This window comes from Kitasatospora sp. NPDC058190 (genome assembly GCF_042883685.1).
Lineage (GTDB): Bacteria > Actinomycetota > Actinomycetes > Streptomycetales > Streptomycetaceae > Kitasatospora.
Genome location: NZ_JBHVVI010000183.1, coordinates 1 through 13,174, shown reverse-complemented (window position 1 = coordinate 13,174; position 13,174 = coordinate 1). Strand labels below are relative to the sequence as shown.

11 protein-coding genes and 1 pseudogene are annotated in these 13,174 nt (G+C 73.4%); 3 read left to right on the top strand and 9 right to left on the bottom strand.

The annotated features are described in order from the left end of the window. Nucleotides 1–635 (bottom strand): annotated as a pseudogene (locus ACFVWU_RS42090) (RHS repeat protein); the annotation flags it as partial. Between the two features lie 292 nt (nucleotides 636–927). Here ACFVWU_RS42090 and ACFVWU_RS42085 point away from each other — a divergent pair. Next, nucleotides 928–1,563, top strand: a complete 636-nt coding sequence (locus tag ACFVWU_RS42085; RefSeq protein WP_387631392.1) for a flavin reductase family protein — start codon at nucleotides 928–930, stop codon at nucleotides 1,561–1,563. A 28-nt stretch (nucleotides 1,564–1,591) separates the two neighbouring features. Here ACFVWU_RS42085 and ACFVWU_RS42080 read toward each other — a convergent pair whose 3' ends face one another. From ACFVWU_RS42080 to ACFVWU_RS42055, 6 genes are all read right to left on the bottom strand, one after another. Beyond that, entirely contained in the window at nucleotides 1,592–2,200 is a 609-nt protein-coding gene (locus ACFVWU_RS42080) for a hypothetical protein (protein ID WP_387631391.1), read from the bottom strand. Between the two features lie 499 nt (nucleotides 2,201–2,699). Further along, on the bottom strand, nucleotides 2,700–3,119 hold the full coding sequence (locus ACFVWU_RS42075) for an SRPBCC family protein (RefSeq protein ID WP_387631388.1): 420 nt from the start codon (nucleotides 3,117–3,119) through the stop codon (nucleotides 2,700–2,702). A gap of 35 nt (nucleotides 3,120–3,154) precedes the next feature. Beyond that, complete coding sequence (locus tag ACFVWU_RS42070) at nucleotides 3,155–4,165, bottom strand: aldo/keto reductase (RefSeq protein WP_387631385.1); 1,011 nt, start codon at nucleotides 4,163–4,165, stop codon at nucleotides 3,155–3,157. Nucleotides 4,166–4,250: 85 nt separating this feature from the next. Beyond that, entirely contained in the window at nucleotides 4,251–5,081 is an 831-nt protein-coding gene (locus ACFVWU_RS42065) for an aldo/keto reductase (protein WP_387631384.1), read from the bottom strand. A gap of 39 nt (nucleotides 5,082–5,120) precedes the next feature. Beyond that, nucleotides 5,121–5,543: a heme-binding protein gene (locus ACFVWU_RS42060; protein ID WP_387631382.1), complete on the bottom strand. Its 423-nt coding sequence runs from the start codon at nucleotides 5,541–5,543 to the stop codon at nucleotides 5,121–5,123. 40 nt (nucleotides 5,544–5,583) lie between these two features. After that, nucleotides 5,584–6,774: an MFS transporter gene (locus ACFVWU_RS42055; RefSeq protein WP_387631380.1), complete on the bottom strand. Its 1,191-nt coding sequence runs from the start codon at nucleotides 6,772–6,774 to the stop codon at nucleotides 5,584–5,586. A gap of 361 nt (nucleotides 6,775–7,135) precedes the next feature. Between ACFVWU_RS42055 and ACFVWU_RS42050 the strand changes: the two genes are divergently transcribed. Next, the gene (locus tag ACFVWU_RS42050; RefSeq protein WP_387631379.1) at nucleotides 7,136–7,609 is read left to right on the top strand and encodes a MarR family winged helix-turn-helix transcriptional regulator; all 474 of its coding nucleotides are present in this window, start codon (nucleotides 7,136–7,138) and stop codon (nucleotides 7,607–7,609) included. A 97-nt stretch (nucleotides 7,610–7,706) separates the two neighbouring features. Here ACFVWU_RS42050 and ACFVWU_RS42045 read toward each other — a convergent pair whose 3' ends face one another. Together ACFVWU_RS42045 and ACFVWU_RS42040 are read right to left on the bottom strand one after the other, a co-directional pair. Beyond that, the gene (locus tag ACFVWU_RS42045) at nucleotides 7,707–7,958 is read right to left on the bottom strand and encodes a DUF4287 domain-containing protein (RefSeq protein ID WP_387631376.1); all 252 of its coding nucleotides are present in this window, start codon (nucleotides 7,956–7,958) and stop codon (nucleotides 7,707–7,709) included. Nucleotides 7,959–8,059: 101 nt separating this feature from the next. Then, complete coding sequence (locus ACFVWU_RS42040; protein WP_387631374.1) at nucleotides 8,060–12,049, bottom strand: Pls/PosA family non-ribosomal peptide synthetase; 3,990 nt, start codon at nucleotides 12,047–12,049, stop codon at nucleotides 8,060–8,062. Between the two features lie 434 nt (nucleotides 12,050–12,483). Between ACFVWU_RS42040 and ACFVWU_RS42035 the strand changes: the two genes are divergently transcribed. Next, a partial coding sequence (locus ACFVWU_RS42035) for a hypothetical protein (protein ID WP_387631372.1) occupies nucleotides 12,484–13,174 on the top strand: 691 nt, incomplete at its 3' end.

Here is a 13,174-nt window from a genome sequence, read left to right as displayed (position 1 = left end):
TCGACGGCCTCGTTGAAGCTGTAGCCGCCGTCGTCGAAGAGTTCGACGCGGATGGGCTGGGCGACGGCGAGGTCGACGGTGATGGCCTCGACGGCGCCGAACGCGGCGCCGACCAGCACGGTGGCGGCGATGGTGGCGATGGTCTCGGAGACGGCGACGCCCAGGCCCGCGGCGGTGGCGACGATGCCCGCGGCGGCGCCCGCGGCAACACCCTCGGAGATGCCGGCGGTGAAGAAGGCGAGGGCGGTGCCGGCCACCAGGGTGGCGCCGACGATCGCGGCTTCCTCCTCGAGCTTCTTGATCGCCTTGTCGACCTCGGTGGCGAAGTCCCGCAGCGCCTTGGCCAGGCTGCGACAGGCCTCGGCGGCATCGGGCAGCCAGCCCTTGCCCTTGCCCGCGCTGTCCTTGCCGCCGTAGTACTGGCCCCAGAACTTCCCGAAGGCGTCGATGGCCGGACCGTGGTTGTTCGCGACGATCGCCGCCGCGGCCTGGCTGGTCGGGACCGTGACGTTGTCGATGGCGGTGGCCATCGCCTCCCACGCGTCCGCGACCTTGCGCAGCTTGTCCGGATCGGCGTCCGGCCACCACATGCCGGTGAGCTTGCGGACGGCCTTCGCCGCCGTGGACTCACCCATCCGCCGCCCCCGCCCGGGAGCGGGCTCCGCTCACGCCGACCGGCCCGACAGGTTCGTCTCCCGCTCCGTCATCACCCATGGCGCTGTCCCCCGTACGTGCTCTCCGTGCTTGTGGAACTCATCGCTCCGGTGATCAGATCGACGAACCGGGTGACGGGGTTTCACCCCTGCCGCGTGATTCCGGTCACGTGATGCCGGACTGGACGTCCGATCCCCGCCAGCGGCCGCGCCCGGGCGGCGGCAGAGTCGGTGACCGACAACGATCAATCGACGCAAGGACGGCCGGATTCCCGTGCACAAGGTCACCGATCTCAAGGTCCTCTACTTCGGCACCCCGGTGGTGCTGATCGGCTCGCGCAACGAGGACGGCAGCGCCAACCTGGCGCCGATGTCCTCGGCCTGGTGGCTGGGCCAGTCCTGCGTGCTGGGCCTGGGCAACAACGCCCAGACCGCCGTCAACCTGCGCCGCGAGGGCGAGTGCGTGCTCAACCTGCCGTCCTCGGCGCAGGTCGACGCCGTCGACGCCCTCGCGCTGCTGACCGCCAACCCGCACATCCCCGCGTACAGGCGCGAGCAGGGCTACCGCCACGAGCGGCGCAAGTTCGCCGCGGCCGGGATGACCGAGCTGGACGGCGAACTGGTGCGGGCGCCACGCGCCGCCGAGTGCCCGGTGCAGCTGGAGTGCCGTCTGGAGGCCGCCGCACCGCTGGCGGGCAACGAGGGGTGCACCGCCTTCGAGGTCACCGTGGTGCGCGCCCACGTGGACGAGCGCCTGATCGTGCCGGGCACCGACCACTACGTGGACCCGCTCGGCTGGGACCCGCTGATCATGAAGTTCTGCGAGTTCTTCGGCGACGGCCGCCGCCTGTCCCCCTCCCGCCTCGCCGAGGGCTGGCGGATGCCCGGCCGCCTGCCGGCCGCCGTCTGACGGCGGGCGGCGCAGCGGGGCCGGCGGGTTACGGGGCCTTCTCGCCGCAGGAGTCGCACACCCGGGTCGCCGGCAGTTCGAGGAAGCAGTTCGGGCAGATCGCCGGCGGCCGCGGCGGGGTGGTGGTGGCGGCGGCGGTGGCGGCGGCGGCCTTGCGGGTCACCGTGGTCTTCAGCCGCGGGGCGAGCGCCGGGATGCCGCCGTCGGCGGGCAGGTCGGCGCCGAAGTGCCGGTAGCAGGCCAGGCGGGCGGCGGCCGCGTGCTGCTCGCGGTCCATCTCGTCGAGGATCGGCGGCTGCCCGGCCACCGCCAGCACGTCCTGGTAGCCGGTCCCGACCATGCCGTCGGCGGCGTGCACCACCAGCGCCGTCAGCGGCGGGTCGCCGCGGCGGTGCGCCTCGCGCACCACCAGGGCCAGCACCTTGCCGATCCAGTGCCGCTGGTTGACGCTGGTGCGCACCCCGGAGGCCTGCTGCACCGCCTCGGCCAGCTCGGCGTAGGTGATCACCGCGTGGTAGCGGCTCGCCACGTCCACCAGGGCCGGGTAGGCCGCCCTGGTCCACACGATGTGCGCCTGGCTGACGGCGACGGCCGAGCCGTCCGACTCCCGCCAGTAGCCGCGCTGCTGCCCTGTCATCCGCCCGCCCTGTCCGCTCGACCCGTCCGGCCCCGCCGTGAGCGAGGCTACCCCGCCGCGGTGGCCGCCCGCCGCGCGGGGGCGTTTGCGGGGCCCGGGCTTGACTTCAAGTGCTGTTGAAGTCGTCCAATGGGTGCCGACCGCAGCCGTACGGGCACGTCGCGGTCGATGCCCCGCCCGTACGGAAACGTGCCGGGGCCGGGGCCGCCTTCTTCCCGATCGTGCCGTTGGCGGCCCCGGGCCCCGGTCACTCCCGCCCCGCTCACCACGGGCCGGGGACGAGGCGTCCGCGGGTGCGCGCGCCTGCGCGTCGACTTCCGCTGCCCGGCCCGGGAAGCGGGGATTCCCACCGGAGCAGGGTTCGGATCCGCTTCGCCCCCGGGCTGAGGCCCGAGGGCGAAGCGGCCGGGAACGCGGTCGGGACGCGCGGACCGGGCGGGACGCGAACCGCCGGTGCCCGGGCGGGGGCCCGGGCGCCGGCGGTCGGGCAGGCGGGGGTTCAGCCCGCCAGGGTGGTGTGCAGGGCGTCGAGGCCGTCGCGGTAGATGCCCGCGAAGAGCTCGACCGCCTCGTCGTCGCTCACCCCGTCGGGGGCGAAGCGGCCGGACCACTGCACCTCGGCGAGGTCGTCGCGGCCGGGGACGGCGTGGACCCGCAGGGTGGAGACGTACCCGGTGACCGGGAACGGCGCCTTGAGGATGGCGTAGGTGTAGTGGCGCTCCGCCTCGTTGAAGTCGACGAGGCGCTCGACGATCACCTCGCCCTGCGGGTTGGTCAGCCGGCGGACCCGGCCGCCTTCGAGCGCGGTGCTCTCGGGGATGTAGGGGAGCCAGTCGGGAAGGGCGTCGAAGCCGCCGATGAGGTCCCAGACCCGCTGCGGGGAGGCGGGCAGGACGCGGCTGACCGAGGTCGATGCCATGGTGTTCCTCCTGAAAGGTGAAGCGGGGGTGGGGGTCAGGCGCCGTACGGGAGCGGGGCGGCCGGGCTGACCAGGCCGGCGGCGCGCAGGTCCTGCCAGAACGCGGCCGGGACGGTCTCGTCGAGGGCGGCGGTGTCCTCGGCGATGCGGCTGGGCCGGGTGGCGCCGGGGATGACGGCGGCGGTGGCGGGGTGGGCGAGGGCGAACTGCAGGGCGGCGGCCTTGACGGAGACGCCGTGCTGCGCGGTGAGGGCCTTGAGCCTGCCGACCTTCTCGACGATGTGCGCCGGGGCCTGCTGGTACTCGAAGTGGGTGCCGCCGGCCAGGACGCCGGAGCTGTAGGGGCCGCCGACGACCATGTCGACGCCTCGTTCCTGGGCCATGGGCAGCAGGCGCTGCAGGGCGTGCTCGTGGTCCAGGAGGGTGTAGCGGCCGGCGAGCAGGAAGCCGTCGGGGCGGGGCTCGTCCAGGGCGAGGGTCAGCTCGATCGGCTCGGTGCGGTTGACGCCCAGGCCCCAGGCCTTGATGACGCCTTCGTCGCGCAGTCGGGACAGCACCCGGAAGGCGCCGGTGCGGGCCTCCTCGAACTTGTTCAGCCACCGGTCGCCGTGGAAGTCCTGGGCGATGTCGTGGACCCAGACGATGTCGAGGCGGTCGACGCCCAGGCGCTTGAGGCTGTCCTCGATGGAGCGCTCGGTGGCCTCGGCGGTCCACACGTGGAGCATCCTGTTCGGGTTGCCGTGCTCGAACAGGCCGCCCTTCTCGCCGAGTTCGCGGGCGGCGCTCTCGTGTTCGTCGAGGATGACCCGGCCGACCTTGGTGGACAGGACGTAGGAGTCGCGGGGCTTGGCGGCCAGCACCCGGCCCAGGCGTTCCTCGGCCAGGCCGGCCCCGTAGAAGGGGGCGGTGTCGTAGAGGCGCACGCCCTGCTCCCAGGCGGCTTCGACGGTGGCGAGGGCCTCGGCCTCGGGGATCGCGCGGAACATGTTGCCGAGCGGGGCGGTGCCGAAACCGAGCTTGCCGGGGAGGATTCCGGTGAGGGACATGACAGATCTTTCCTTGGTCCGGCGCGGTGCCGGGTCGTTCTTGCTGAGGGGTGCCTCGCAGGCGGCGGGGAGTTGACGGTGGGTGTCAGTTGAACTGGTCGGGGTGCGGGCCGGTGCGCAGGTCCCGGTCGGTGGCGGCGATCGCGGTCATGTCGGCGTCGGTGAGCTGGAAGTCGAGGACGTCCAGGTTCTGCCGGATGCGGGCCGGGGTGACGGACTTGGGGATGACGATGTTGCCCAGCTGCAGGTGCCAGCGCAGCACCACCTGCGCGGCCGACTTGCCGGTGCGCTCCGCGATCGCGGTGATGGCCGGATCGTCCAGGACGGCGCCCTGGGCGAGCGGGCTCCAGGCCTCGGTGGCGATGCCGTGCCGGGCGTGGAAGGCGCGCGGCTCGGCCTGCTGGAGGCCGGGGTGCAGCTCGATCTGGTTGACGGCGGGGACGAGTTCGCTGGTGTCCAGCAGGCGCTCGAGGTGGGCGGGCTGGAAGTTGGAGACGCCGGCGGCGCGGATGCGGCCCTCGGCGGCGAGGCGTTCGAGGGCCCGCCAGGAGTCGGGGTAGAGGTCGCGGGCCGGGGTGGGCCAGTGGATGAGGTAGAGGTCGATGTGGTCGAGGCCGAGCTTGGCGAGGCTGGCGTCGAAGGCGCGCAGGGTGGCGTCGTAGCCCTGGTCGGCGTTCCACAGCTTGGTGGTAACGAACAGGTCGTCACGGCCGAGGCCGGAGGCGGCGAGCGCCCGGCCGACGCCGCTCTCGTTGCCGTAGACGGCGGCGGTGTCGATGCTGCGGTAGCCGGCCTCGAGGGCGGAGGTGACGGCGGCGGTGGTCTGGTCGTCGGGGACCTGGAAGACGCCGAAGCCGAGCTGGGGGATCTCGACGCCGTTGTTGAGCTTGACGGTGGGGACGGTGGGGGCGGTCATGGTGCTGGTTCCTTCAGTCGGCGCGGTGGTGACGGGAGTTCAGGCGAGTCCCGTGAGGGCGGCGGTGGCGAAGGAGTGGTCCTGCTCGGGGGCGCCGCCGCCGATGCCCAGCGCCCCGATCAGACGGCCGTCGCGGTGGAGGGGGACGCCGCCGGCGATGAACAGCAGCGGGCGGTCCAGGGCGGTGGGCAGGGTGTGGAACGGGCCGTCGGGCTTGACGAGGTCGACCAGGTCGGCGGTGGGGGCGTCGAGCTGGAGCGCGGTGTAGGCCTTGCGGGTGCTGGTCTCGCCGGAGATCAGCACGGCGCGGTCGTCGCGACGGAAGGCCAGCAGGTGCCCGCCGGCGTCCAGGACAGTGACGCTGACCGCGACCTGGGCCGCCTCGGCGGCGGTGCGGGCGGCGTCGATGAGGGTCTCGGCTTCGGCGGTGGTGAGCGGGGTGACGGCGGTGGTGGTGCTCATGGCGGCGCTTCTCCTTGAAGGGGTGGAGGGGAAGAGGCGGTCAGTGGTGGGCGGGGACGGCTGCCGCGGCGGGGGCGGTGGCCGCGGGGGTGCGGCGTTCCAGGGCGGCGGACCAGAAGGCGAGGACCAGGGCGGCGGCGGCGAGCAGGGCGCCGACCCAGTTCGGGGCGGTGTAGCCGAGGCCGGCGGTGATGACGCTCCCGCCGAGCCAGGCCGCCAGGGCGTTGCCGAGGTTGAAGGCGCCGATGTTGACGGCCGAGGCCAGGGTGGGGGCGCCGTGGGCCTGGTCGAGGACGCGCTTTTGCAGCGGCGGGACGGTGGCGAAGCCGAGCGCGCCGACCAGCGTGATCGTGACGGCGGCGGCGATCTTGTCGTGCGCGGTCAGGGTGAACAGCCCGAGCACGACGGCGAGTCCGCCGAGGGTGGCGTAGAGCATCGGCATCAGCTTGCGGTCGGCGAACCTGCCGCCGAGCAGGTTGCCGAGGAACATCCCGACGCCGAACAGCACCAGCAGCCAGGTGACCGCGCCGTCGGAGTAGCCGGCGACGTGGGTCATCATCGGCGCGATGTAGGTGATCGCGGCGAACACTCCGCCGAAGCCGAGCACGGTCATCGCCATGGCGAGCAGGACCTGCGGGTTGCGGAAGGCGGTGAGTTCGCGGCGCAGGTGGGCGCCCTCGGCGCGCGGCATGGCGGGCACGAGCTTGGCGATGCCGAGCAGGCCGACCACGCCGAGGACGGCGACGGCGGCGAAGGTGGTGCGCCAGCCGACGGTCTGGCCGATGAAGGTGCCGAGCGGGACGCCGACGATGTTGGCGACGGTCAGTCCGGTGAACATGGTGGCGATGGCGCCGGCCTTCTTCTGCGGGGCGACGAGTTCGGCGGCGACGACGGAGCCGATGCCGAAGAACGCGCCGTGGGCGAGCGAGGCGACGATGCGTCCGGCGAGCATGAGGCCGAAGCCCGGTGCCGTCGCGGAGACCAGGTTGCCGACGGTGAACAGGCCCATCAGCAGCATCAGCATCGTCTTGCGGCTGATCCTGGTGCCGAGCGCCGTCATCAGCGGGGCGCCGATGACGACGCCGATCGCGTAGCCGGTGACGAGGAGTCCGGCGGTGGGGATCGAGACGCCGTAGTCGCCGGCGATCTCGGGCAGCAGGCCCATGATCACGAACTCGGTGGTCCCGATCCCGAAGGCCCCGATGGCCAGGGCGAGGAGTGCGAGGGGCATTGGCGCGACCTCCATGCGATTGCTAGTGCGCCTTACGCCTCCCGACAATAGTTGCAGACGCGCCATAAGTGCAAGTGCGGGCAATCCGCCTTCGCCGATAACCCTGGAGGCAGGCCGGGAAGCGGGCCCCGGGCGCGCGAAAACGGGGCCGGGCCCCGATCGACCGACCCCGGACCCCGCCACTACTCCGAACGGGTGACTGCCCGCGCTCGGCGCACCCCCTTCGGGTCGCCACCCGGATCCGCGGACCGGGGCCGCCGGGGGCGACAGATGCTTGCATAAGCCTTATGTATGCCCTAGCCGATATTTCATCGCATGGCTTATCCTGGGGCGTGCAGCACCTGGAAAGGAGACCGGGCCCATGACCGCCACGGACCCCGCGCTGACCGCCCTCGCCAACGGATGGGCCGCCCTCTACCTCCTGTACGGCCGGATCGAGGCGCACATCGAGCGCGCCCTGCAGTCCGAGCACGACCTGAGCGTGCGGGAGTACTCGCTGCTCGACGTGCTCAGCCGCCAGCACGACGACGAGGGCGGGCACCTGCAGATGAAGCAGGTCGCCGACGCGGTCGTGCTCAGCCAGAGCGCCACCACCCGCCTGGTCACCCGGCTGGAGGACCGCGGCCTGCTCTCCCGCTACCTGTGCCCGACGGACCGGCGCGGCATCTACACCAACGTCACCGAGGACGGTCTGAAGCTCCTGGAGCGGGCCCGCCCGACCAACGACGCCGCCCTGCGCGAGGCCCTCGACGAGGCCGCCAGGAACCCCGAGCTGGCCCCGCTGGTCAAGGCCATCGAGGCGATCGACCCCCCGCCGGCGCTCCCGCGCCCCTGAGCCCGCACGCCTCCCGCAGGCCTCCCGCAGCCCGATGCCCCGGGTCCGGACCACCGTCCGGGCCCGGGGCATCGGCGCACTCCCCCGCGCGGGGCGCTCAGGCCCGCTCGGCGAGGGTGTGGGCGACCAGGGCGTTGGCGTGGCCGTGGCCGAGGCCGTGCTCGGCCTTGAGCCAGGCCACGAGCTCCATGTGCCGGGTGAGCGGGGAGGTGCGGATGAGCTCCTTCCACTCCTCGACGGGCCGGCCGTACTTCTTCTCGATCGAGGGGAAGTAGGCGGCCGGGCCCTTCACGGCGGCGGTCTTCGCGGCGGTCTTCGCGGCGGTGGCCTTCACAGTTGCCGTGGTCATGTCCGGTGTCCTCCCAAGTGCGGGCAAAGCAAAATCGGTGCGGTCACGGGTTAGGACCGTGACCGCACCGATAGCTCATCGCCCGGCGGAAGTGAGCGTGATCACACCGCCGCGGTGCGCCTGCGCCCGCGGGCGGCGCGGCGCCCGGCCGGCGGGGTGGGGTCGGCGTTCCACGCGGCGACGGGGTTGCCGAGCCAGCGGGTGTCGCCGGGGACGTTCTCGCCGCGCATGACCAGCGAGGCGGGTCCGACCGTGGTGTTGTCGCCCAGCGCGGAGTTGAGCAGGACGATCGAGTGCGGCCCGGTGGTGGAGCCGGTGCCCAGGTGGACGGGGCCCAGGCGCATCACCCGGTCGTGGAACAGGTGGGTCTGCAGCACGGTGCCGCGGTTGACGCTGGCACCCGCCTCGACGGTGACCAGGTCGCTCTCGGGCAGCCAGTGGGTCTCGCACCACACGCCGCGCCCGATCTTGGCGCCGAGGCTGCGCAGCCAGACGTTCAGGTACGGGGTGCCGGTGATGGCGCCGCCGCCGAAGGGCATGGCGAGTTCCTCGACGAAGGTGTCGTAGAGCTCGTTGCGCCACACGAAGGAGGACCACAGCGGGTGCTCGGCGACGCGGAAGCGCCCGACCAGCAGCCACTTGGCGGCGGTGGCGATCGCGCAGGCGGCGACGGCGGCGGCGATCAGCACCAGCCCGGCGGAGCCGAAGGCCACGCCCAGCCCGTAGTCGTCCCGTATCGACTGCAGGGCCGCGAACACCAGGTCGGCCAGCACGACCGCGACGATGACCGGGAGGAGCCGGCAGACCTCGACGCCGGCGCGCGCCCACATCAGGTGCTTGGGCGGGTTGTAGGTGCGGCCCTCGGTGCCGGTGTCGGCCACGCGCGGCAGTGCGAAGGCGGGCCGGCCCAGCCACGAGGAGCCCTCGGGGGCGTGGGCGGGGGTGTCGGAGAGCACCCCGACCAGGGAGTTGTCGGGCAGGGAGCGGTCGGGGCCGACGATGCCGGAGTTGCCGACGAAGGAGCGGCGTCCGACGTGCGAGCGGCCCAGGTGCAGCCAGCCGCCGCGCAGCTCGTAGGGGGCGACGAGGGTGTCGTCGGCGAGGAAGGCGCCGTCGTCGACCTGCATCAGGCCGGGCAGCGAGAGCACCGTGGAGGCCTCGACCCGGCGCCCGATCCTCGCGCCGAGCAGGCGCAGCCACACCGGGGTGAAGAGGCTGGCGTAGAAGGGGAACAGGGTGCGCCGGGCGGTGTCGCTGAGGCCGGAGACGGCCCAGGCGCAGAAGGCGACGCGGCCGGTGGCCGGGTGGAAGCCCGGGCGCAGTGGCAGGGAGAGGAGGCGGATCAGTAGGGCTATCAGCACGGCGTGGCACAGGACGGTCAGCACCGCGAGCGGGGCGGTCATCGGCAGCAGCTGGAGCATGGCCTGGACCAGGGAGCGGTCGTGGTCGACCATCGGGTAGATGATCAGCAGCGCGGGCAGCGCGGCGATGACGGGGAGGAGTCCGAAGAGGGCGAAGCCGGCGCCGTAGGCGAGGTTCCAGGTCCGGGCGGGGCGGGCCGGCGTCGTCGGCCACTGGGTGCGGGCCTCGGTGGAGGGGCGGGCCGGGGAGCCGTTCCAGTGCTCGCCGGGCGGGACGGTGCCGGTGACGCAGGAGCCGGGGGCGATCTCGGCGCCGTGGCCGATGCGGGCGCCGGGCATCAGGGTGGCGCGGTGGCCGATGCTGGAGTGCTCGCCGATGTCGATGCGGCCGAGTTGGAGGGTGTCGCCGTCGAGCCACCAGCCGGCGATGTCGACCTCGGGTTCGACCGAGGCGCCGTTGCCGATCCGGGCCAGGCCGGTGACCGGGGGCGCGGTGTGCAGTTGGACGTCCTTGCCGACGCGGCAGCCGAGCATCCGGGCGTAGCGCGGGGCCCAGGGGGTGCCGCTGAGGCGGGCGGTGCCGAACATGGCGGTGAAGCGTTCGGCGGTCCACAGTCTCAGGTGGACGTGGCCGCCGCGGGGGTGGCTGCCGGGGCGGATGCCGGCGGTGATGAGGCGGGCGCCGGCGGCGGCGATCAGGGTGCGGCCGGGGGCGCTGTAGAAGACGAGCAGGCCGGCGACGACGGGCCACCAGGAGCTGTGCGGGGCCCAGGGGAGGTGGCTGCCGAGGAGGTTGTCGACGGCGATCAGGACGATGACCCAGCGCAGGCCGGCGATGGCGAACAGGCCGAGCAGGATGAGGGTCTGCCACAGGCCCGCGCTGCGCGGGGTGGGGCGTACCGGCCGCGTGGGTGCGGTGGTCGCGGCGGCTTCCGGCCCGGCCGCGGCCGCCGGCTGGGCCGGGGTGAGGGAGTCGAGGTAGCCGGCGAGGTCGTCGAGTACCGGGTGGGCGTACAGGTCGGCGACGGAGACGCCGCTGTGGCGGGTGCGCAGTTCGGAGACCAGGCGGGCGGCGGTGAGGCTGGAGCCGCCGAGGGCGAAGAAGTCGTCGCCTCTGCCCGGGGCCATGCCGAGCAGGCGCTCCCAGTGGCCGGCGAGCCAGCCGGCGGTGCCGTCGAGGGTCTCGGCGGCGGCTGCGGCGGTGCCGGTGGTGGCCAGTGGCCAGGGCAGGGCGTTGCGGTCGACCTTGCCGGAGGTGCGGGTGGGCAGGGAGTCGACGAGGGCGAGGACGGGGACCAGCGGGGCGGGCAGGCGCTCCAGCAGGTGTTGGCGGGCGGCGGGGAGGTCGGGGTCGGTGCCGGGTTGGGCGACGAGGTAGCCGACCAGCAGGTCGGCGCCGGCCGGGGTCTTGCGGACGGCGGCGGCCGCGGCGCGGATGCCGGGCAGGGCCTGGAGGGCGGCGTCGATCTCGCCGAGTTCGATGCGGCGGCCGCCGAGTTTGATCTGGTCGTCGGCGCGGCCGAGGAAGATCAGGCCTTCGGGGTCGTTGCGTACCAGGTCGCCGCTGCGGTAGACGCGGGGGGAGGCGATCGCGGGGTGGGGGCTGAACTTCTCGGCGTCCTTGGCGGGGTCGAGGTAGCGGGCGGTGCCGATGCCGCTGATCAGCAGTTCGCCGTTCTCGTACCAGGGCACGGGGTTGCCGGCCTGGTCGACGACGGCGATCTCCCAGCCGTCCAGCGGGGCGCCGATGCGTACGGGCTGGCCGGGGAGCATCCGGGCGGCGGTGGCGACGACGGTGGTCTCGGTGGGGCCGTAGGTGTTCCAGAACTCGCGGCCGGGCACGGCCAGGCGCTCGACGAGTTCGGCGGGGCAGGCCTCGCCGCCGACGATGATCAGGCGGACCTGGTCGAGGCACTCCTGGGGCCACAGGGCGAGCAGGGTGGGGACGGTGGAGATGGCGGTGATGCGGCGGCTCACGAGCCAGGGGCCGAGGTCGGTGCCGGCCTTGACCAGGGAGCGGGGGGCCGGGACCAGGCAGGCGCCGTGGCGCCAGGCCAGCCACATCTCTTCGCAGGAGGCGTCGAAGGCCACGGACAGGCCCGCGAGGACGCGGTCGCCGGGGCCGAGCGGGTGCTGCGGCAGGAAGATGCGGGCTTCGGCGTCGACGAAGGCGGCGGCGCTGCGGTGGGTGACGGCGACGCCCTTGGGGCGGCCGGTGGTGCCGGAGGTGAAGATGATCCAGGCGTCGTCGGCCGGCGAGGGCCAGGCGGGGCGGCCCGAGGGGCGGGCGGCGGGTCCGGCGAAGAGTCTGCGCTCGGCGCCGAGGATCGCGCAGACCTGGGCGTCCTGCCAGATCATCTCGGCGCGCTCGTCGGGGTCGTCGGCGTCCACCGGCACGTAGGCGGCGCCGCAGCGCAGCACCGCGAGGATGGCGACGTAGAGGTCGGCGGTGCCGGAGGGGATGCGCACGCCCACCCGGTCGCCGCAGCCGATGCCGTGGCCGGCCAGCAGGCCGGCGAGGGTGTCGACCTCCTGCATCAGGGTGCGGTAGTCGAGAACGGCGTCGCCGGTGTCGAGTGCGGGCGCGTGCGGGTGGGCGTCGGCGGTCGCGGCGATGACGTCGAGCAGGGTGCGCGGGTGCGCGGGCTGGGCCACCGGCCAGCTGGCCGCCTGCCCCGGGTGGGGGCGGTGCAGCGTGCCTGGGCCGGCCGTGTCGTGGCGTGCGTCCATGGGGATGGGTTCCTCGGCTCCGTTTTCCTTGGGGGCGCGTATGTGTCGTGCACTTGGTGCGATGTCAACGTCACATGGTGTCACCTGACGGGATGCGCCCACTCACCATGACTCCGCTGGGAGTCCGCCGGATGCAGCGAAGGTGTGGTCAAAGGAAAATCTCATGATCGATGCCTGGTGTGGCGGCAGCGATGCGATTCGAATGTCGTTTGGGTGGTTTTCGGGCAATTTCGCTGGTGAAGCCTAGTCGGCGAAAACCGGAGGGGTGTGACGGGAGAGGGAAGGGTGATGAACGCCATGGCGTCCGGAACGGTACCGGTAGTGAGGGGGTGGCTACCGAATCGGGAGGTGCTGGTCGAATCATCGGCCCGTTCACCCCATTCGCACGTTTGTGTGAGAGTCTGTCGCCGACGTTTTCCATGGGGACGTTTCCTGTGAATACGGTGTGGACCGCAGGGCGCGGTTCCGGCCGCAGCGGCGAGGATCCACTCGTCTGGTACACCGCCTACGGCTCCAACCTGCACGCCGCCCGCTTCGGCTGCTACCTGTACGGCGGGCGGCCGCAGGGCGGGGCGCGCGGTTACCCGGGCTGTCGCGACCGGCGCCCGCCGCGCCGGCGGGCGGCGCTGACGCTGCCGGGCGGCCTGTACTTCGCCGGGCGGTCACTGACCTGGGGCGGCGCGATGGCCTTCTACGACCCGGCCCTTCCCGGTGACCTGCCGTGTCGCGCCTATCTGGTGACGGCGGGCCAGTTCAGCGACGTCGCCGCGCAGGAGATGTACCGCTCCTTTGGCGCCGACCTCGCCCTCGACCTCACCCGCATCCTGGCCACCGGGCGTGACGAACTGGGTCCGGGCCGTTACGAGACGCTGCTGTGCCCGGGCGAGCTGGACGGGCACCCGCTGCTCACCTTCACCTCCCCCACCGGACTGGCCGGCGCCGAACCCGCCGCCCCCTCGGCGGCCTACCTGCGCACCCTGGGCGCGGGCCTGGCGCAGTCCCACGGCTGGAGCGCCCGGCGCGCGGCCCGGTACCTCGCCACCCGCCCGGGCGCGCCGGCCGGGCCGCTGAACGCGATCGGCCGCGGGCGGACGCAGCCCCCCAACCCACCCGCCCGCCCGAACG

Bases quoted from the DNA above. Each gene is read 5' to 3' on its own strand.
- ACFVWU_RS42080 (WP_387631391.1), bottom strand. From the start codon at position 2,200: ATGACAGGGCAGCAGCGCGGCTACTGGCGGGAGTCGGACGGCTCGGCC.
- ACFVWU_RS42075 (WP_387631388.1), bottom strand. From the start codon at position 3,119: ATGGCATCGACCTCGGTCAGCCGCGTCCTGCCCGCCTCCCCGCAGCGG.
- ACFVWU_RS42070 (WP_387631385.1), bottom strand. From the start codon at position 4,165: ATGTCCCTCACCGGAATCCTCCCCGGCAAGCTCGGTTTCGGCACCGCC.
- ACFVWU_RS42065 (WP_387631384.1), bottom strand. From the start codon at position 5,081: ATGACCGCCCCCACCGTCCCCACCGTCAAGCTCAACAACGGCGTCGAG.
- ACFVWU_RS42060 (WP_387631382.1), bottom strand. From the start codon at position 5,543: ATGAGCACCACCACCGCCGTCACCCCGCTCACCACCGCCGAAGCCGAG.
- ACFVWU_RS42055 (WP_387631380.1), bottom strand. From the start codon at position 6,774: ATGCCCCTCGCACTCCTCGCCCTGGCCATCGGGGCCTTCGGGATCGGG.
- ACFVWU_RS42050 (WP_387631379.1), top strand. From the start codon at position 7,136: ATGACCGCCACGGACCCCGCGCTGACCGCCCTCGCCAACGGATGGGCC.
- ACFVWU_RS42045 (WP_387631376.1), bottom strand. From the start codon at position 7,958: ATGACCACGGCAACTGTGAAGGCCACCGCCGCGAAGACCGCCGCGAAG.
- ACFVWU_RS42040 (WP_387631374.1), bottom strand. From the start codon at position 12,049: ATGGACGCACGCCACGACACGGCCGGCCCAGGCACGCTGCACCGCCCC.